Genomic DNA, 19898 nt, shown 5'->3' on the forward strand with positions numbered 1-19898 from the left:
CGGCCCCGCTCTATCGCGAGGCTGGCGTGCCGGTGGGATTAACTGCCGGGCGTTTGGTCGCGGTAAGTCTCCCAGTTGTCGAGAAGTTCCTGCACCACGGTACTGCCCACCCGGTAGGCATTCTCAAGTGCCGCGTCCAGTCCCGCATAGCTGTCATGTTGTTCCTCGCGCAGGTAGTCGGCAGCTGTTTTTCCAGGCGGTGGCAGCGTGAAGTTTGACGCGGTGCGCAGCACCATCATGCGGTTCTTGTCGACCTTGCCGGCTTCATGGAGGTAGGTCATGGACTGGAAGGTGCCTGTGTCTTCCATGGCCGAACTCACAAACTCGCCCCGGCCATCGGTCCAATAGTCGGTCCAGTCGTTTGCCCACTCGTTGAGCATCTCTCCGTGCCAAAAGGTCATGGCTGCTAACTGATCTCCCTTGAGCACAAACGGCTTTCGCTGTGCCACAGGGTAGTCCACGTACAGCTTGCGGGTGGCTTCCAGGCTTTCGTCGTCGGGGAGCTCCATGTCTTTTGTCAGTGTGTAGGCCCACTCCAGTAAGTCGGGGTTCAGACGGAACACTTCACCCAGGTTGTAGCTCTTGCGCTCCTTATCATTGGGACCCTGACTGAACAGGGGGAAGTAGCCGTGTTTCCAGTCCTCGGGAATCTCACGTGCGTCGATTTCATGGGAAAGATCGCCGTCTACCAGCCACTCGGCCCAGGCGACAGATCCCAAAGAGGCGTCCGCGGGATCAAATCCGGAGATGCCTGCTACCAGCCAGTAGGCTTTGCTGAGGTCGAAGCGCGGGTCCAAACCCAGTGCCATCACACTGGCTGCGGCGTTCGCGGTGCCCATGCCGGTCACGATGCCAATCACGCCGGTTTCCGTGTTGGCCATAATGTCGTGATGCATATGCGGTGCTATATATACGGTGCTCAACTCTTGCCGTTCATACCAGCGCTGGAATTCGCCAGCCTCATCACCCGTGTCATTGCCTGTCTCAAACATCGTCACGATCACGACTTTCACGGGCATGGGCGCTTGCGCCTGTGCCCAGACAGGAAGAAGCAGTGTGGCGAGTAGAAGCAAACAAGGTCTTAGCATGGCGGTGGCCTCAAGCGTTGGCGTTCATAACGGATTGTATCGCGTCTAATGGAGGCGCGCTGATTTGCGCACCTAGCGTTTGCACAGACAAGGCTGCCCCGGCCTGCGCAAAGCGAATCGCCTGCTCAAGGTTCTGTTCTTGTGACAGCGCGACGGCCAAGCAGCCATTGAAAACATCGCCTGCGGCCGTCGTGTCCTTGGCGATCACCTCAAAGGCCGGATACGTTGCTGTCCTTATCGCGTCGTCTTCGTCGCGCCAAGCTGCGTATACGCCCAGGGCGGCGCGCGTGATCAGCACGTTGTCCAGCCCCCGCGCCAGCAGAAGCTCGGCAGCGATACTGGCCGAGGTGTCGTCGACGACCTGCATGCCAGTGAGCAGTTCTGCTTCGGTCGTGTTGGGCGTGAGGTAGTCGACGTACTGAAATAGCTCGTCGTCCAGCTCCGCAGCAGGCGCGGGGTTGAGTATCACCGTGCTGCCATTGTCATGCGCGAGTTTCGCTGCGTATCCCACCGTTTCCAATGGCGTTTCCAGCTGCAGCAGTACGACGGTATCAGGTCCGAAGAGACCGGCAGCCCTGTCGATGTGTCCGGGTTCCAGCGCTGCATTGGCGCCGGGCGCAACCCCGATGGTGTTCTCACCCTTCGCATCGACAAAAATCTGGGCCACGCCCGAAGGCGTGATGGGGTCGATCATACACAGGCCTGTATCGATGTTGTCTTTTGCGAAACCCGCCAGCGCTTCCTGCCCGAAATGATCATCGCCCACGGCGGCAATGAAGCTGACGCTACCACCGGCGCGAGCGGCAGCCACTGCCTGATTGGCCCCCTTACCCCCCGCTGCGGTGGTGAAGGTGCCACCGAGTACGGTTTCGCCCGGACCGGGTAGGTGTGGCACCTGGATAATCATGTCGGTGTTGGACGATCCAATGACAACCAGCTTACGCATCGCTTTGGCCTACAGGTTGGAGTAGATGATCATGCCCAGGCCCACCAGAAAACAGGCGAACATGGCGGCGATCAAGGAGTTGGTTCCCTGTGGGGTGTCCTTGAATTCCTTCCAGATAAATACCCCCCAGAAAGCTGCAACCATCGTGGCACCCTGGCCCAGCCCGTAGGACACTGCATATCCGGCTTCGCCTGCAGCGATAATGTTGAAACAGAAGCCCGTGGCCCATATGGCGCCACCGAGTATGCCCACGAGATGCAGTTTTGGTGTGCCGCGACTGAAGTATTCACCCAAAGCGGCGGGCTCGCCGCTGATCGGCTTGTACATCAGCGGTATCAGGAACACGATGTTAGACACCAATAAGCCAATGGCGAATACCACTGCGGCGGAGTAGGGCGTCATCAGGCCCGCATCAGGCGTGACAAAGTCCATGGACATGGACTGCGCCACGAACCGGTAGAAGAAGCCCATGGCGAAGCCAGCGATGATCGAAATCGCGAGGCCTTTGCCGACGCTCTTGCTGCCATCACCGGGAACGCGGCGGTAAATCAGGGCGTCGATCACAATGGCGACGACTACCAAGCCCACGCCTACGAACAAGAGAGTGGCGTTATTGACCTGCGCAGGGTCGTAGTTGGCAATAACACCGATGACCAGGGCCAAGCCGATACCGACCGGGAAGGCGACGGCCATGCCGGCGATATCGATTGCCACGACCAAGAGGATGTTAGCCAGGTTGAAAACTGCTCCGCCCAGCAGCGCCATCTGAATGGAATCTGTAGAGGCCTGGGAGATGTCAGGCATAAAAGCGCGCCCGGCTTCGCCAGTGCTGCCCAAAGTGAACGCCAGCGCCAGCGCCAGCAGTAGAACACCGATCGAATAGTCCCAGTAGAACAACTGGAATCGCCACTCCTGGCTGGCCAGCTTTTGTGTGTTTGCCCAGGAGCCCCAGCACAGCATGGTGACAAAACACAGCGCCACAGCGACGCCATAGGATTCGACAATAAACATGAGTCAGCCCTCTTTTTGTTGGTATCAGGCGTTAAAACGGAAAAACCCCGGCGGTTGCCGGGGTTTTCTTGCGACCGTCACTTCAGTGTAGAAGATGGCGGCGGGTGATGCACGGTGAGTATCGCTTAGAACTCCGTTGCGATGGTCACGCCCCAGACACGGGGTTCATTAACGAAGCCCGTCAGGTTGTTGAAGTCGATGGCGCCCTGCACGTTTTCTTCATCCGTGATGTTGCGGCCGAACAATGCAACCTCCCAGCTATTGTCCAGCTTGCGCCAGCCCAGTCGCACACCGCCTTCATACTGGCCCTCTGTCTGGAATTCCTCAGACTCGTACAGGAAGATTTGGGTGTCGCCCTGGTAGGCCCAGTCGGTAAACGCAAACAGCTCAGCATCTCCACCAATGGGCATGCTATAGGACGCGGTGAAGTTCAGCGTCGTTTCCGGTGCATTTGGGAAGGGGTTGCCGTCTACAAAGGCAAAGCCATCGGCATCGACGGGGTTGGTTACGGTACAAAGGCCAGAGCCACAGCCCGGTACGCGCAGGTTGTCGTCGTCGATTTCGGTATCCGCATACGCGTAGCCGAAGGTGACTTCGAAGTTATTGGTAATCAACCACTGTACGTCCAGCTCAACACCCATGCCGATACCGGTATCTGCATTAACCAGAGCGATACTGTTGTCTTCACCGCCCACCGCTGTGAACTGGATGTCGTTCACTTCGTAATAGAAGGCGGCAGCGTTCAGGCGCACGCGGTCATCAGCGAACTGTGACTTGTAACCGATTTCAAAGCTGTCGATGGTTTCGGAGTCGGCGATGGTGGGGACACCGAAGAACGCCACATCACGACCCTGGATGGTGGGCGCACGGAAACCGCGAGCAACCTTGGCCCACACCAGCGAGGTGTCGCTGGGGGTATAAGACAGCGCCAGGTCACCGCTTACCTGGTCGTCCGAGACGCTTTCGTCGAAGGCGACAAAGATGCCCGGTGTGCTGAAGTCTTTTTCATCATCCGTGTAGCGAATGCCCGCGGTGATGGTCCAGTTATCACTGAAGGCGTAGTCAGCCTGGCCGAATACTGCCCAGGTTTCGTTCTCGTGTTTCACAGTAGTGGGATCAACGAAGAAGGGGCTGGTTTTCACTTCCAGATCGCCGTCGAAGTAGAAGGCGCCCACTTGCCAGTTCAGGCCGTCGCCGTACTCGCTGGCCAACCGGAACTCCTGGGTGAACTGCTCCACGTCTGCCGCGTCTTCTGTCACGGCATTAAAGGGGATAAAGCCAGGACCGAAGGGCGGTGCGAAGGAAGCGCCGAAACCGCCGTCGATATCACCCAGGCTGCGGCCATCGGCCTCATCCCACGCGGTGATAGACGTCAGAGTCATGCCGCCCAGATCCCAGTCCGCCTTCAGGTTGAACCCGGTGTTCTCGTACTCTTGCGGGTTATTGTCGCCCTCGTCGTGGAACACCGTTTCCCGGTCGAAGTTGCCGTTCAGGTCATTGCTGCCGGGGTCGAAAATATTGGCGCGGAAAATAGAGGATGTACCATCGAGATCGCGGTAGTGCGCGCCCAGCAAGAAGCTGAGCGTGTCTGTGGCATCCCACTGCAGGAAGCCCTTGACCGCGTTGTCTTCAAAGCCGCCCAGTGCATCGCTTTTGCCGGTGAAGTCATTATCGATGTAGTCATCGCGATTCTGCGACAATACCGCGATGCGTCCAGAGAGGTTATCTGTCAGGCCACCGCCAACAGCGCCTTCAAAATTGATGGTGCCGAGCTCGCCGACGTCCAGCTTGGCACGGCCTTCGAATTCCTGGGTGGGCTTGTAGGAATCAAACTTCACAATACCTGCAGTCGTGTTGCGACCAAACAGTGAGCCCTGGGGGCCCCGCAGTACTTCCACGCGCTCAATATCGAACAACGGGAAGCTTTTCAGGATAACGTTTTCCTTAACCACCTCGTCCATCACCACGGTAACAGGCTGGGAAGCGGCGAGGTCGAAGTCGATGTTGCCGAGGCCACGGATATAAAAACGCGGGGCCACACGACCATTAGACGACTCGACGTAAAGGCCGGGTACGCGGGCTGAGAGGCCGCGGATATCCGCACCGCCCTCAAACAGGGCTGAGAAGCGCTCGCCCTCCAGTGTGGCTACCGACAGCGGCACATCGAGCAGGCTCTGCTCGCGTTTTTGGGCGGTAACGATAACTTCCTCGAGCTGCGCCATCGCGGGCGTGCTCATGCCGACGGCGGCAGTCACTGCGGCCGCAATGGCCAGACGGGGTGCGGTGATCCTATTCATGGGAGAGCTCCTGAGTGTTTAAGCTTGTCGCTTGATAAGAATGTTGGGGAGACTCTTCGGTCTCTTATCACTTCTCAACTCACCAATAGAATATCGCTATCCCACGAATAGCGCTGTAGCGCTGGGGAAAAGTACCAGAATTCACCGTAGCCACTGGGCAGTGTTATTCTGGCTTTCTCTTCGATAGCGGGAGTCTGGTTCCGTGAAATCTCTAGCGTGTTGGACGTTGGCTGTACTCTCGTTGTGTGCAGGCGCCGCACCCGCCCAATCGGCTGACCTGGTTGTCTACGGTGACTACGTTCTGACTATGGTGCCCGACGAGCCGGTGCTGGAAAACGGCGCAGTTGTTGTTCGCGACGGCGCCATTATTGCTGTGGGCTCGCGCCAGACCATCGATGAGCAGTACATTGGCGCTGAGGCGATAGCCGGCACTCACCGGGTGGTGATGCCGGGGTTGGTTAACGGCCATACCCACACCGCCATGACTCTCTTTCGGGGCATGGTGGATGATCTGGATTTAATGACCTGGCTGAACAAATACGTTTTTCCCATGGAAGGACGTTTTGTGACACCGGAGTTCGTGCGCATCGGCACCGAGCTGGCCTGTTGGGAGATGATCCGTGGCGGCACAACCAGCTTTGTTGATATGTATTTCTACCCCGATGATATCGCGAGGGTTGTCGATCGCTGCGGGCTTCGTGCCGTGGTGGCCTCCCCGCATATCGATTACCCCAGCCCGGGTTTCAGTGGCTGGGATGACTCCTTTGCTGCTGCCGTTGACTTTGTGAAGCGCTGGCAGGGCAAGCATCCGCGAATCACACCAGCCTTTGCGCCCCATGCGCCTTATACCGTATCGCCAGACCACCTCAGGGCAACGGTCGAAAAGGCCGCTGAGCTGGATGCAATCGTCTCCATGCATCTGGCAGAGGCACCCTCGGAGTCTGCCTACATTGCCGAGAACTTCGCAACGACACCTGTGCGACACGTGCAGGGGTTGGGGCTTTACAACCAGCGCCTGATTGCCGCCCACATGGTGCAATTGGACCCTAACGACATCGCTCTCACCGCAGCTTCCGGTGTGGGTGCGATCCATAATCCCACCTCAAACATGAAGCTTGGCGCGGGTATCTCGCCGGTGCCGGCTATGCTGAACGCAGGGGTAAACGTGGGGCTGGGCACGGACGGTGCGGCTTCCAATAACGACCTGGATCTGTGGGAGGAAGTGCGGCTGGCCGCGCTGCTGCATAAGGTGCAAACCGGTGATCCCACGGCCGTACCCGCGTTGCAAGCGCTGACAATGGCCACCCGTATGGGCGCGGTTGCTGCGCGGCTCGGTGACAAGGTGGGCCAACTCAAACCGGGAATGCGTGCAGACCTGATTCAAGTGCAGTTGAACAAGACCCGGCAACTGCCGTTATATGACGTAGTTTCCCACCTGGTCTACGTGACGGATAGTAGCGACGTAGTGACGACAGTGGTTGATGGCAAGCTGTTGATGCGCGACCGTGAAGTGCTCACCATCGATGAGGCCGCGTTGCGCGCCTCGGTGGCCCGGAAGAGCGATGAGATACGCTCGGCCCTGGCAGCCACGGATGACGCCTCGTGAAGCGCCTCTTATCGACGATAGTGATGCTATCGATTGCCCCTGTAGTTATTGGAGATGCGGCAATGAACACGCCCTCGAAACAGACCATCATCGAATCACTGGGGCTTGAGGCACACGTCGAGGGCGGCTACTTCAAGCGCACCTTTCAGGCGGATCACCGGCAGCGCATAGCCACCGCTGAGGGTGAGCGTTTCATCATGACCTCTATTTTTTACCTCCTGACCGAGGAAGCGCCGATAGGCCATTGGCACCTGAATCGCTCAGACATCGTGCACTACTTTCACCTGGGCAGCCCGATCACCTATTACCTGATCCACCCGGACGGCCAACTGGAGACAGTGGTCATGGGCGCGGACATTGCCGCAGGGCAAAAACTGCAACTGACGGTACGTGGTGGTACCTGGAAGGCCTCTCACCTGGAGGCGGGCGTCTATGGGCTGATCAGTGAAGCCGTCGCGCCAGGCTTTGAATACGAAGACATGACCTTGGGCACACGCGCAACACTGCTCTCAGACTTTCCGCAGCACGCTGATCCCATAATGGCCTTTACGAGAGACTGAGCTATCGCTTCAGATGTTGGCCAAGCTCGGTCATGATGCTGGCCAGCTCGGGTTTGTTGTCCGCAATTTCCTGTGTCGTTAGCCCATTCAGCTCATGGGGGAACACCAGCCATTCGTTGGTTTCGTGAACGTAGTAGTCTGGCACGCGATGAGTCTTGTTATTGGCGGGCTTAAAGTAGGGAGTCGCAATACGGATGTCGGGAGAGTTTTTCTTGCAGGCGGCACGTAGATCGGTGATTACTTGGTCGATGGACAGGCCAGTATCGTGCACGTCATCCACAATCAGCAACGAGTGCTCCGACTCCAGGCGTTTAATCAGGTAATTGAGGCCGTGCACCAGTACATGGCGATTACGCTCTCCTATGCCGGTGTAAGAACTGGTACGAATGGCAATGTGGTCAGCTTTAACACCCACCACGTCCAGTAACTCCTGTACGGCGATCCCCACTGGCGCGCCCCCGCGCCAAACCCCAACGATATAGTCCGGACGAAATCCGCTTTCAAAAATCTGCCAGGCCAACCGGTAGGAGTCCTCAAGGAGTTGCGATGCGCTTATGTAGTGCTTGTCCATGCGTACTGTGTTCCTGCAGTAGAGCGCAAAGCCTAGCATAGGCCGCTGTGGCCTGTGGTAGCGCCTGTATGCATTGCGTAGACTGCGGGTTTAGCAGGCGGCAGACCGGGTAGGGACTATGGCGGAAAATATCGCAGGGCAGCAGGGTGCCATTTCGCGCTATTTCAGGCTTGCAGAACACGGAACCACGGTGCGAACGGAATTGGTGGCGGGGGCGACAACCTTCGTCACCATGGCGTACATCATCTTCGTGAACCCGCAGATTATGGCTGCCGCCGGCATGGACGAGCAGGCCAGCTTCGTCGCGACCTGTCTCGCCTCCGCGCTTGCTTGCCTGATCATGGGTCTCTACGCCAACTGGCCTGTGGGCTTGGCGCCTGGCATGGGGTTGAACGCGTTTTTCACCTACGCGGTTGTGGGCGAGATGGGGTATAGCTGGGAAGTGGCGCTGGGCGCTGTTTTTCTCGCGGGTGTTTTGTTCGTCATTATGAGTGTCACGCGATTACGGCGCTGGATGCTCGACAGTATTCCCCTGGACATGCGTATTGCCATGGGCGCGGGTGTCGGTTTGTTCATCGGTTTTATCGGGCTAAAGAGCGGAGGCATTGTTGTCGCCAGCGACGCGACCTTCCTGACGCTGGGTGACCTCACATCGCCGGAGCCACTGCTCGCCTGTATCGGCTTTCTGCTGATCGCCATCCTCTCAATTCGTCAGGTACCCGGTGCAATCATCGCCGGTATTCTGATGGTGACTATAGTTGCACTCCTTACCGGCCTGGTGAATTTCAATGGAGTGGTATCAGCACCGCCAAGCATAGCCCCTACGTTTATGAAGCTCGATATTGCCGGAGCACAGGATGTGGCAATGGTTAGCGTGGTGATTGCCTTCCTTTTCGTGAATCTTTTCGACACAGCGGGCACCTTGCTGGGTGTGGCCAGTCGTGCCCACCTGGTGAATGCGGACGGAAGCATCAAGAATATGGATCGCGCACTGAAGGCCGACAGTACCGCCAGCGTGCTGGGGGCGTTTCTTGGCTGTTCTCCCGTGACCAGCTATTTAGAAAGTGCCGCGGGTGCCGAGGCCGGCGGACGTACAGGGCTGACAGCCGTGACGGTGGGTGGATTGTTTCTGCTGGCCATTTTTTTCGCGCCGCTCGCGGGCATGGTGCCAGCGTATGCCACTGCCGGCGCGCTGATCTATGTGGCGGTGTTGATGTTGACGGGCATGCAGGGACTGGCGTGGTCAGATATGACCGAGGCGGCACCGGCGCTGATTACCATCGTGATGATTCCGCTGACGTTCTCCATTGCAAACGGCATTGCCCTGGGCTTTATCAGCTATGTCGCCATCAAGCTGTTTGTCGGTAGACGCAGCGATATCTCGTTGGGCGCCTGGTTTCTCGCGATCATTTTTCTACTCAAGTTCGCGTTCATCTAGGGCATTAGCACTTGGCCCGATTGCCCTGGGTGATATCCCTGAATACCGATATTCGCGTTCCCTGAGCAGTGACGGCTCAGGTATAATCTCGCGCCCCTAATACCTGCGCCTGGAGCGCAATATGAAGCCCAAACAGTACCCTCAACAGCCCGCACACCTGTGGGAGCATTTCTATCAGATCACGCAGATTCCCCGACCCTCGAAGGCCGAGGCCGCGATTAAGCAGTACGTGATTGGTCAGGCAGAAGCCAGCGGTGCGGCCTGGGAGGAAGATGCAGAGGGAAATCTGGTCGTCCGGGTGCCTGCCAGCGCCGGCCGCGATCACCAGAGCCCGGTGATCATTCAAAATCACCTGGACATGGTGACGGTCAAGACAGACGACAAGGATCATAACTTCAACACCGACGCGCTGGACCTCGAAGTTGTAGACGGTTGGCTGAAGGCCGACAGAACCACCTTGGGTGCGGATAACGGCGTTGGTTGTGCTGCCGCCCTGGCGGTGATGACGGACACGTCAGTGAGCCGGCCCCCGCTGGAGTTGCTGTTTACCGTTGATGAAGAAACCGGCCTTGGTGGTGCACTCAATCTCGATGCGAGCCTGCTCAGCGGCAAACGCATGCTGAATCTCGATACCGAGGACTGGAATGAGTTGTACGTGGGCTGCGCAGGCGGTGGCGGCTGGACTTTCACACGGGATTTCCAGGCTGTTTCGCCGGGAGACGAGCAGTTCTGGAAGCTGTCACTCAAGGGTCTCGCCGGTGGGCACTCCGGCATTCAGATTCACGAACAGTTGGGCAATGCCATCAAATTGCTCGCGCAGTTGATGCTGGATCTCGGTGGCGCGCGCCTGCTGAGCCTGGATGCGGGTATCGCGCACAATGTGATACCGCGAGAAGGCTCGGCGGTTATTGCATTGCCAGTGGGCGCAGAATCACAACTGCGCGAACGCGTAGAGACTTTAACGCAGCAGTGGTTGGGCTTTCTGCCAGAGGCAGACCATGCCCTTAGCCTGACCGCAGAGCCAGACGAGCAAACGGCCGGGCTAAGCCGTGAAGATACGCTGACTGTGTTGGGGTTGTTGGCAGCCTTTCCGCATGGCGTACAGTCCTACAACTTGAAGCAGCCCGCCGACCTGCCGGATATCAGTATTAACCTGGCCGTTTGCCGCGTACAGGCAGGTGCACTGTTCTTGGAATCGAGTTTCCGATTCTTTAATTACGACCAGAGCCTGCCATTGCAGCAATCCGTGATGGGCCTCGCCGCCGCGTTTGATCTGCACGTAGAGCCGGAAGCCGGCTACCCCGGGTGGCAACCCGACTTTGAAAGCGCCCTGCTGGCAAAGGGGGTGGCACTGCACGAAAACCTGTTTGGCTATACGCCTGAGATAAAGGCGATTCACGCGGGGCTGGAATGCGGAATCTTGAAGAGCAAAAAACCCGACTGCGACATTCTGTCTTTTGGGCCGACGATCCGTGGCGCGCACTCGCCCACTGAGCGTCTTGAGATCGCAACCGTGACGCCCTTTTGGGAATACCTCAAGGCCATGCTGGCCACTCTGTAGTAGAAGAGGAAACAAACATGCTGCAATCACTGGAAAAACTGCCACCCGATCCTATTTTGGGGCTCGCGGCCGCTGCCCGCGCTGACGCAAACCCCGACAAGGTAGATCTCACCGTCGGCATCTATATGGACGAGACCGGGGTGTGTCCGGTGTTCGAAGCGGTGCAGCGTGCCCAGGGAATGCTGGTAGAGGAGGAGGTATCCAAAGCCTACCTGCCACCCGTTGGCCCCGAGGCTTTTAACACGGGCATGCGTGCATTGGTGTTCGGTGCGCAGCACCCTGCGCTGCGCGATGGTCGTATCTCCAGTATTGCTGCCCCCGGTGGCTGCGGTGCATTGCGCATCGGCGCAGAAATCATCAATGCGGCAACCCCCGGTGCCCGGGTATGGGTCTCCGACCCGACCTGGCCGGTGCATATTCCGTTGCTGGGCAGTGTTGGCCTTCAGTTCGAAACCTATCGCTACTACGACCCACAGAGTCATGGCGTGAACTTCGAGGCGATGCGAGATGATCTCAAGCAGGCCAAATCCGGCGATATTGTGCTGCTGCATGGCTGCTGTCATAACCCCTGCGGTGCAGACCTGACTCTGGCCCAGTGGGCAGAGATTGCAGACATGGCAGAGCATCAGGGGTTTACGCCCTTCATTGATATTGCCTATCAGGGACTGGGGGAGAGTCTTGATGCGGATGCTGCGGGCCTGAGACTGTTGTCGGAAAGGCTGCCGGAGATGATCGTTGCGGCGTCCTGCTCCAAGAACATGGGGCTCTACCGCGAGCGCACCGGGGTCACTCTGTTCCTGGGCCACGATGCCGAGAATGCCGATGCGCTGGTGTCTCAGGCGGCAGTTGCCGCGCGGCGGGTGTACTCCATGCCGCCCGCACACGGGGCGCTGATTGCTGGCCGTATCCTGGAAGATGCGACACTGACTGCGAACTGGCAGCAAGAGCTTGCGAGTATGTGCGAACGGATTAACGGTTTGCGCACCCAGCTGGTGGCCGGGCTTGCCCAGGTAACGGACAGGGATTTCAGTTTTATTGAGCGAGAGAACGGCATGTTCTCGTTTCTGGGGCTGTCCCGCGAGCAGGCGGTGGCACTGCGGGAACAGCACTCGGTATACATGCTGGATTCGTCTCGCATCAATGTGGCAGGCATTAACGCCGGCAACATCGACGCACTGGTTCAGGCGGTCGCTAAAGTCCTATAGTCTCGGTTGAGCCGCGCTGGGGTTGGATTTTTAGGCTAGGTCTTCCAGTTCGGTCCAGCGCTCCAGCGCCTTTTCCAGTTCCGAGGCCACCTCGCTGAGAGCATCAAGCTGACCCTGTACTTCGGTGTGGGGGCGTTGGTAGAAATCCGGCGCCGCGGTCTCAGCTTCCAGCGCTGCCTGCTTTTCTTCCAGTGACTCGATCAAGCCCGGCAGAGATTCCAGCTCCCGTTTCTCCTTATAGCTGAGCTTTCGAGTCTGGGGTGTAGTGATCGTCGATGGCGCAGCTTGATTGCTAGCCTCCTGCATGAGCGGCTCTGAATGGGAGCTCCTTTTCTGCGTTGCGCTCGCCGTCAGCGGCTCTAACTTGCCGCCGCGGGCTTCCCAGTCGCTGAAGCCGCCCGCCTGCTCGCTGATGCGGCCATTGCCTTCCATCACCAGAAGGCTGGTGACAACATTGTCCATAAAGTCCCGGTCGTGACTCACCAATAACAGCGTGCCTTCGAAAGCGAGAAGGATCTCCTCCAGCAGTTCCAGCGTTTCTATGTCCAGATCATTGGTGGGTTCGTCCAGAACCAGAAGGTTGGCGGGTTTTGAGAACAGGTGAGCCAGTACTGCCCGATTGCGTTCGCCCCCACTCAGTGCCTTAACCGGGGTTCGCACTCGTTCCGGTGTAAACAGAAAGTCGCCCAGGTAGGAGATGGCATGCTTTTGCTTACCGCCAATGTCGATGAATTCTCGCCCACCACAGACGTTATCAATCAGATTTTTCTCCGGGTCCAACTGGCCGCGTAGCTGATCGGAATAGGCAATTTCCAGCTTACTTCCCAGCGTTACATGTCCGCCATCGGGTGCGATTTCCCCTAGCAACAGCTTAACTAGGCTGGATTTTCCAGCACCGTTAGGGCCAACAATGCCGACACGGTCGCCGCGCTGGATGATGGTTGAGAGCTGGCGTGTGATGACTGTGTCACCGAAAGCCAGAGACACGTCCTCAAGCTCCGCCACAATTTTCCCCGAGCGATCGGCCGTCTCGATGGTGAAGTCGGCTCTGCCAACCGCGGTCCGTCTTTGGCTGCGTTCTTCGCGCATGGCTTTGAGCGCGCGCACGCGCCCTTCGTTGCGGGTTCGCCGGGCTTTAATGCCCTGTCGAATCCAGACTTCTTCTTCCGCAAGGCGCTTGTCGAACAGCGCATCAGCCTTCGCCTGCGCCTCTAACTGTTGCTCTCGGAACTGCAGAAAACCGCGGTAGTCCCCGCGCCATTGCATCAGGTGGCCGCGATCCAGCTCGCAAATACTGGTGGCTACGTTCTGAAGGAAACGCCTGTCGTGTGTGATGAGTATGATGGCCCCGGGGAAGCGCTGGAGTTGCTGCTCCAGCCATTCAATCGCGGGCAAATCCAGGTGGTTTGTGGGCTCGTCCAACAACAGCAGTTCCGGATCACTGACCAGTGCCCGTGCCAATGCAACCCTTCTACGCCATCCGCCCGACAGTGAAGCCAGGGGCACATCGCCGTCCAGTTCGAGTTGGCTCAGCAGGGTTTCTACCCGCGTTTGTAGCTGCCAGCCGTCCGCCGCCTCAAGCTCAGTCTGGACACGCTCTAACGCTGCAAGGTCGGCGTTGGCCCCTGCCTGAATCAGGTGATGATAGTCGCTGATCAGTTTTCCCACGCCAGCGAGTCCGTCTGCCACCGCATCGTACACAGTGGTGTCGTTGGCCAGCGGAAGTTCCTGTTCCAGCCGTGATACTCGAGTGCCGGGTTTCAACCAGCGTTCGCCGCTGTCCATCCCGATGTCGCCCGTAAGCAGCTTGAGCAGGGTGGTCTTACCCGCACCATTGCGCCCCAACAACCCCAGCCTGTCACCTGGCTCTATAACGAGGTCGACATGATCGAGTATGACGTGTGTGCCGAAGTGAAGCTCAGCAGATTTGAGTTGAAGCAAAGGCATTAGGTGGAACCGCCGCGGAGATGGCGCGCATTGTACGCGGCACCTGCATCAGGGCCAACGGGCTTTAAGTCTCGGCGCGATTTGATAGTGGCTCATGGCGCTGCAGGCTCATATTAAGGATGCCGCGATAAACCTGTAAATAGTCAGCTCTGGTCGATGCTTGTTGTCGGACAACGGCCGGTCGGTGTCGCAGTACACTAATACCATTCTTACCATAGGGGCCAGCCGCGTCAGCCATACTTTGACATACAGGGTAGACACGCCCCGGGCGACGCTGCCTGAAGCCCGTGGCGAACATTTAATACGGGGTAGGGCCGTGGCTATCTGGGCGGACATGTCCAGATCTGATCGAATAAAGACGTCAAACACGCCAAAAAGAAAGAACACCAGTGGCGGTAAGCTGAGGTTGTCGAGAAATACCGTGGGCTAGCCTTCCTGTTGTAGTTTGGCGGCTTTGGCCAGAACCTTTTCACGAAGGGTGGCCTTATACGTGGCCAGTCGCTGTCGCAGGCTGTCATCGCCGGTTGCCAACATCTGCGCCGCGAGAATGCCGGCGTTGGTTGCGTTATCAATGGCCACGGTGGCAACAGGAACGCCCGCAGGCATTTGTACGATCGACAGCAGCGCGTCTTCACCAGCCATTTTTGTGGCGCTCACCGGAACACCAATTACCGGCAATACGGAAATGGCTGCCGCCATCCCGGGTAGGTGAGCAGCCCCGCCGGCGCCGGCGATAATGACACGCAGGCCGCGGGATTCCGCTTTCTCGGCGTAGTCGTAGAGTCGTTCAGGCGTGCGGTGTGCACTGACGATATCCATTTCATAGTCGACGCCGAGTTCATCCAGAATGTCTGCCGCCGCCCGCATAACCGGCAGGTCCGAGTCGCTGCCCATAATGATGCCTACACGCACACTCATTGTGAGGGTGTCTCCTTTGAATAGGGGGTTGGTGAGAATGCGCCGTCGCGCACATGCTGCAGAGCCGCTTGAGCGTTAGTCAGTGCAGTCGAGGTTTTTGGGCCGGTGGCATTAATGTGCCCCATCTTGCGCCCCGGCTTAGCGTCTTTCTTGCCGTACCAGTGCAGTGCAGCGCTGCCGACATCATTCAATGCGGCAGAGTATACATAGCCTGTGTGTGCCGGGGCCTGATCGTCGCGGTAAAGCAGATTAAGCATCACCGTGGCAGGGGCTGTGGGTGTCACAGGCGCCAAGGGTCTACCGGTAATGGCAAGCAGGTGTTGCTCGAACTGATCGTGTTCGAAACCGTCCATCGTTAAGTGTCCGGAATTGTGTACTCTCGGCGAAATCTCGTTAATGAAGACCTCACCAGTTTCTGTACAGAACAGCTCGACAGCAAAAACACCCGCGCTGCCAAGCGCATCAACTGCGCGACAGGCTAGCTCGCGACAGGCTGCAGCGATTGTATCGCTAATCTCGCCGGGACTAATGACCGTTGCAACGGCATTCAGAGACGGCTCGAAGGCCATGGTGACCGCAGGGTAGGCCGCCATATCGCCGGCAGTACCGCGCACTACTACAACCGACGCTTCAACACAGTCGATTAATGCCGGCTCCACGATACTGGGCACGGGCCACAAATTCTTTGCTTCTTCCTCGTTGTGGATTATCTGGACACCTTTGCCGTCGTAACCGCCCTGGCGTGCCTTTTGCACGAAGGGTATTGCAACACCGGGTCGCGCCAGCAGATCGTCTAGTGTTGTGCCCGCTTCAAGCATTTCGAAAGGCAGCGTGGAAAGTGCCTCATCGCGTAGCCAGGATTTTTGCAGGCCCTTATCTTTTAGCAGACGCATAACGGCGGGCGAGGGATTTGCCATCACCTCATTGCGAGCTTCCGCGGCGTCGATGGCGTCAAGCACGCTGTCATTCACTGCTTCAAATTCGAAGGTAATGACATCGCTGCAATTTATTAGCCGTGCTACCGCTTCAAGACTATCCATGGGAGCGATGATGGTGTTATCGGCCGTAGCCGCCGCCGGTGACTCGGCGTCGTCCATCAGTACCGTGGTTTCAATGCCCAGTTGACGGGCGCGTAGGCAGAGCAGCATACCGAGTTGGCCGCCTCCCAGGATGCCAACGTGGTTCGGCAGTTCGGCGCTGTGTTGCGAGCTGGACATGTCCTGATCTTGGTTTCGTAAGGAAGCGCAATGATACACGCCAGTTCTTGATATCGCAGCCGATTCTTGCGCCGGATCATAGCGTTGTATGCCGCATACGCGCCCCGGTTTTGTCCCACTGCTGGCGGCTTTCGCTCGCCAATTCAGTTATCATTCGCGCCCCGGAAAACACCTTATCGCTTATGACCAGCCTCACAGCCAATACAACTTACGCCAGCTACGACCGACAGATTGCCAGTTGGTTGATTGTCTGTGCCGGCGTGATTTTCGGCATGATTATCCTTGGGGGTGTGACCCGCCTGACCAACTCCGGTTTGTCGATGGTGGAGTGGCGACCCTTGATGGGCATTATCCCGCCTATGAGTGAGGCGGCATGGCTTGAGGTGTTTGAAAAGTATAAGCAGTACCCTGAGTATCAGCAGATCAACCGAGGGATGTCGCTGGACGGCTTCAAGTACATTTTTATGTACGAGTATCTGCACCGGGTGTTGGGGCGATTAATTGGCGTCCTGTTCTTTGTGCCCATGGTGTATTTCTCCCTCAAGCAGCGGGTGAAGCCTGGGTTGATGCCAAAGCTTTGGGGGCTGTTCATTCTGGGCGGCTGTCAGGGCCTGTTGGGCTGGTACATGGTCAAGAGTGGTCTTGTGGACAGGCCTGACGTCAGTCAGTACCGTTTAACGGCTCACCTTGGGCTGGCAGTGCTTATCTATGCCTTGATGGTGTGGCTGATTCTGGACCTGCTTTACCCCTCAAAAGCAGAGAAGGTCCACGGACTATATCGCTATGGGGTGGTCCTCGCCGCCCTGGTTTATTTGATGATTCTGTCCGGCGGCTTGGTGGCCGGCACCAATGCGGGTTTTGCTTATAATACCTGGCCGCTCATGGGCGACAGCTTTGTCCCTGCAGGCCTTTATAACTTCGAGCCCGCCTGGTATGCAGCGTTCGAAGACATAGCGACCATACAGTTCAACCACCGCATGTTTGCCTACGCACTGGTGCTGTTGATTGGTGTGTTCTCTTTGCAGGTTTTGCTGCGCACGGACAGTGGCCGAGCGAAGTTGGGTGCCGCGCTTTTCCTGGCGGCCCTGGTGCTGCAGGTCATGCTGGGAATCAGTACCCTGGTGATGCAGGTGCCTGTGTCGCTCGGTGCAGCTCATCAGGGTGGCGCTGTTGTCCTTCTGACGGCCGCTATCTTCGCCGCTCACAGCCTCAAAAGCGCCCGATAATTCGCCTGTTTTCCGCGCTGAATTAGCCGTATACTCGCGCTCCTTTTCTGGGTCTCGGCCCTGTAAATATGGAGCGTAGATGCCCATGAAAGCACTGGTGAAACGCGAGGCCGATGTCGGTCTCTGGCTTGAAGATGTCCCCGAACCCACGATCGGTATTAATGATGTGCTCATTAAAGTGAAGCGCACGGCGATCTGTGGCACCGATATGCACATCTACAACTGGGATGCCTGGGCACAGAAAACCATTCCCGTACCCATGGTTGTGGGCCACGAGTTCGTGGGCGAAATCGTGGACGTGGGCGCCAATGTCAACGATTTCAAAACCGGCATGATTGTCTCCGGTGAAGGCCATGTTGTGTGTGGTCGCTGCCGTAACTGCATGGCCGGGCGTCGCCACCTCTGTGCTCACACCAGCGGTATCGGCGTAGACCGGCCCGGTGCGTTCGCCGAATACATGGCATTGCCCATGTCCAATGTATGGGAGCACACGCCCGGCATCGATCTGGATGTTGCAGCGCTGTTTGACCCCTTCGGCAACGCGGTGCACACCGCCTTGCAATACGACCTGCTGGGTGAGGACGTGCTGATCACCGGAGCTGGCCCCATCGGCGCGATGGCTGCGGCCGTTTGCAATCATGCGGGCGCTCGGCATGTCGTGATTACCGATGTGATCGACTCACGCCTGGAGTTGGCTGCAACCCTGGGCGCTACACGCACAGTGAACGTAACGCGCGAATCCCTGGCAGACGTGCAGGCATCTCTGGGCATGCGTGAGGGCTTTGATGTGGGCCTCGAAATGAGCGGCAACCCCCAGGCCTTTAACGATCTTCTCGCCAGCATGTGCCACGGCGGCAAGGTCGCCATACTGGGGATTCCCAGCGAGGACACGGCGATCGATTGGAACCGCGTGATCTTCAATATGCTAACGCTCAAAGGAATTTACGGCCGTGAGATGTATGAGACCTGGTACAAGATGTCCGTGATGATTGAGTCGGGCCTGGACATCTCGCCGGTCATTACGCACCGTTTGCACTACAGTGATTTCCAGCGCGGCTTCGACGAGATGAATGCGGGTGATGCCAGCAAAGTCATCCTGAACTGGGAGTAGGGCAATGTACGGACGTTTTCAGGAATATCTGGCGGGCGAGCTATCGTCCATTGATGGGGCGGGGCTGACCAAGCACGAGCGCCTGATCACAACCGCTCAAGGTGCACGGGTCGAGACCCGTGAAGCGGGGGAGGTGCTGAACCTTTGCGCGAATAATTACCTGGGTTTAGCTCAGCATCCTGAGGTCAATGCCGCCGCGGCCCGCGGGCTGGAAGATTGGGGCTATGGCATGGCCTCGGTGCGATTTATCTGTGGCACCCAGAGTTTGCACAAGCAGCTAGAGGATGACCTGTCTGCGTTTCTTGGCACGGAAGATACCATCCTGTACCCCTCGTGCTTTGATGCCAACGGCGGCCTCTTTGAAACTTTGCTGGGCGCCGAAGACGCCGTGATTTCTGATGAATTAAATCATGCCAGCATCATCGACGGCGTTCGTCTCAGCAAGGCCAAGCGCTACCGCTATAAGAACAACGACATGGCGGATCTGGAAGCACAGTTACAGGCGGCCGATGCTGCCGGTGCTCGCTTCAAATTGATCACTACCGACGGCGTGTTCTCGATGGATGGGTATATTGCCAGGCTGGATGAGATCTGCGACCTGGCGGAACGTTACGGTGCGTTGGTGCACTTTGACGATTGCCATGCCACCGGCTTTGTTGGGGCTGGCGGCAAGGGAACGCATGAACTGCGCGGTTGTATGGACCGAGTAGATATCGTCACCGGCACACTGGGTAAAGCGCTGGGCGGTGCCAGTGGTGGCTACACGGCTGCCAGGAAAGAGATTGTTGAACTGCTGCGTCAGCGCTCGCGGCCCTACCTGTTTTCGAACACCGTTGCTCCGCCTGTCGTCGCCGGCGCCATCAAAGCCGTTGAGCTGGTGTCCTCCAACAATGCCCTGCGCGATAAGTTGGCGCACAACACCGCTGTGTTCAGAGAGGGCTTGGAGAAGTTGGGTTTCGAATTGCTGCCGGGTGAGCACCCGATTGTGCCGGTCATGCTGCACGATGCGGCGCTTGCGGCGCGCTTCGCTGAGGCCATGCTTAAGCAGGGTGTTTATGTGGTGGCGTTTTCATTCCCGGTGGTGCCGCGTGGCAAGGCGAGGATACGAACACAAATGTCCGCCGCGCTGAGCGATGATGATATTGCTTTCGCGCTGGACGCATTTGCTAACGCCAAACGTGAGGTGCTGGCTTGAG

At 57.8% G+C, this 19898-nt stretch carries 16 protein-coding genes and 1 pseudogene; 8 read left to right on the forward strand and 9 right to left on the reverse strand.

Going from position 1 to position 19898, the window contains the following annotated elements:
• Positions 1-38: 38 nt before the first annotated feature.
• The 4 genes from IE089_RS00185 to IE089_RS00200 form a co-directional block, all read right to left on the reverse strand.
• On the reverse strand, positions 39-1088 hold the full coding sequence (locus tag IE089_RS00185; RefSeq protein WP_189474072.1) for a purine nucleoside permease: 1050 nt from the start codon (positions 1086-1088) through the stop codon (positions 39-41).
• Positions 1089-1098: 10 nt separating this feature from the next.
• Positions 1099-2034: a ribokinase gene (gene rbsK, locus IE089_RS00190; RefSeq protein WP_189474074.1), complete on the reverse strand. Its 936-nt coding sequence runs from the start codon at positions 2032-2034 to the stop codon at positions 1099-1101.
• 9 nt (positions 2035-2043) lie between these two features.
• Complete coding sequence (locus IE089_RS00195) at positions 2044-3045, reverse strand: GRP family sugar transporter (RefSeq protein WP_189474076.1); 1002 nt, start codon at positions 3043-3045, stop codon at positions 2044-2046.
• A 125-nt stretch (positions 3046-3170) separates the two neighbouring features.
• Positions 3171-5342, reverse strand: a complete 2172-nt coding sequence (locus tag IE089_RS00200; protein ID WP_189474077.1) for a TonB-dependent receptor — start codon at positions 5340-5342, stop codon at positions 3171-3173.
• Between the two features lie 202 nt (positions 5343-5544).
• Here IE089_RS00200 and IE089_RS00205 point away from each other — a divergent pair, with 202 nt between their 5' ends.
• Positions 5545-6948, forward strand: a complete 1404-nt coding sequence (locus IE089_RS00205; RefSeq protein ID WP_229802505.1) for an amidohydrolase family protein — start codon at positions 5545-5547, stop codon at positions 6946-6948.
• Between the two features lie 62 nt (positions 6949-7010).
• Positions 7011-7508 (forward strand): cupin domain-containing protein, encoded by a 498-nt coding sequence (locus IE089_RS00210; protein ID WP_189474079.1) that lies wholly within the window; start codon positions 7011-7013, stop codon positions 7506-7508.
• A gap of 1 nt (position 7509) precedes the next feature.
• On the opposite strand, the gene IE089_RS00215 is transcribed toward IE089_RS00210, so the two are convergent.
• The gene (locus tag IE089_RS00215) at positions 7510-8079 is read right to left on the reverse strand and encodes a phosphoribosyltransferase (RefSeq protein ID WP_189474081.1); all 570 of its coding nucleotides are present in this window, start codon (positions 8077-8079) and stop codon (positions 7510-7512) included.
• Positions 8080-8197: 118 nt separating this feature from the next.
• Between IE089_RS00215 and IE089_RS00220 the strand changes: the two genes are divergently transcribed.
• From IE089_RS00220 to IE089_RS00230, 3 genes are all read left to right on the forward strand, one after another.
• Entirely contained in the window at positions 8198-9517 is a 1320-nt protein-coding gene (locus tag IE089_RS00220) for an NCS2 family permease (RefSeq protein ID WP_189474083.1), read from the forward strand.
• Between the two features lie 121 nt (positions 9518-9638).
• Positions 9639-11078: a beta-Ala-His dipeptidase gene (gene pepD / locus IE089_RS00225; protein ID WP_189474085.1), complete on the forward strand. Its 1440-nt coding sequence runs from the start codon at positions 9639-9641 to the stop codon at positions 11076-11078.
• 17 nt (positions 11079-11095) lie between these two features.
• On the forward strand, positions 11096-12283 hold the full coding sequence (locus IE089_RS00230; RefSeq protein WP_189474088.1) for an amino acid aminotransferase: 1188 nt from the start codon (positions 11096-11098) through the stop codon (positions 12281-12283).
• 30 nt (positions 12284-12313) lie between these two features.
• On the opposite strand, the gene IE089_RS00235 is transcribed toward IE089_RS00230, so the two are convergent.
• The 4 genes and pseudogenes from IE089_RS00235 to IE089_RS00245 all read right to left on the reverse strand — a co-directional run bounded on the left by IE089_RS00235 (position 12314) and on the right by IE089_RS00245 (position 16365).
• The gene (locus tag IE089_RS00235) at positions 12314-13627 is read right to left on the reverse strand and encodes an ATP-binding cassette domain-containing protein (protein ID WP_432760746.1); all 1314 of its coding nucleotides are present in this window, start codon (positions 13625-13627) and stop codon (positions 12314-12316) included.
• Positions 13601-14230, reverse strand: a pseudogene (locus IE089_RS15875) (ATP-binding cassette domain-containing protein); the annotation flags it as partial. The gene IE089_RS00235 and the pseudogene IE089_RS15875, both read right to left, overlap by 27 nt.
• Positions 14231-14656: 426 nt before the next feature.
• On the reverse strand, positions 14657-15148 hold the full coding sequence (gene purE, locus IE089_RS00240; protein ID WP_189474092.1) for a 5-(carboxyamino)imidazole ribonucleotide mutase: 492 nt from the start codon (positions 15146-15148) through the stop codon (positions 14657-14659).
• Positions 15145-16365: a 5-(carboxyamino)imidazole ribonucleotide synthase gene (locus IE089_RS00245; protein ID WP_189474094.1), complete on the reverse strand. Its 1221-nt coding sequence runs from the start codon at positions 16363-16365 to the stop codon at positions 15145-15147. The genes purE and IE089_RS00245 overlap by 4 nt, the downstream gene beginning before the upstream one ends.
• A 182-nt stretch (positions 16366-16547) precedes the next feature.
• On the opposite strand from IE089_RS00245, the gene IE089_RS00250 reads away from it, so the two are divergent.
• From IE089_RS00250 to kbl, 3 genes are all read left to right on the forward strand, one after another.
• Entirely contained in the window at positions 16548-17591 is a 1044-nt protein-coding gene (locus IE089_RS00250; protein WP_189474096.1) for a COX15/CtaA family protein, read from the forward strand.
• Between the two features lie 85 nt (positions 17592-17676).
• Positions 17677-18702 carry an L-threonine 3-dehydrogenase gene (tdh, locus tag IE089_RS00255; protein WP_189477239.1) on the forward strand — a complete coding sequence of 342 codons (1026 nt, stop codon included), beginning with the start codon at positions 17677-17679 and terminating at the stop codon, positions 18700-18702.
• A 4-nt stretch (positions 18703-18706) separates the two neighbouring features.
• Entirely contained in the window at positions 18707-19897 is a 1191-nt protein-coding gene (gene kbl / locus IE089_RS00260; protein WP_189474098.1) for a glycine C-acetyltransferase, read from the forward strand.
• Position 19898 lies beyond the last annotated feature (1 nt).

This window comes from Parahalioglobus pacificus, assembly GCF_014652275.1.
GTDB lineage: Bacteria > Pseudomonadota > Gammaproteobacteria > Pseudomonadales > Halieaceae > Parahalioglobus > Parahalioglobus pacificus.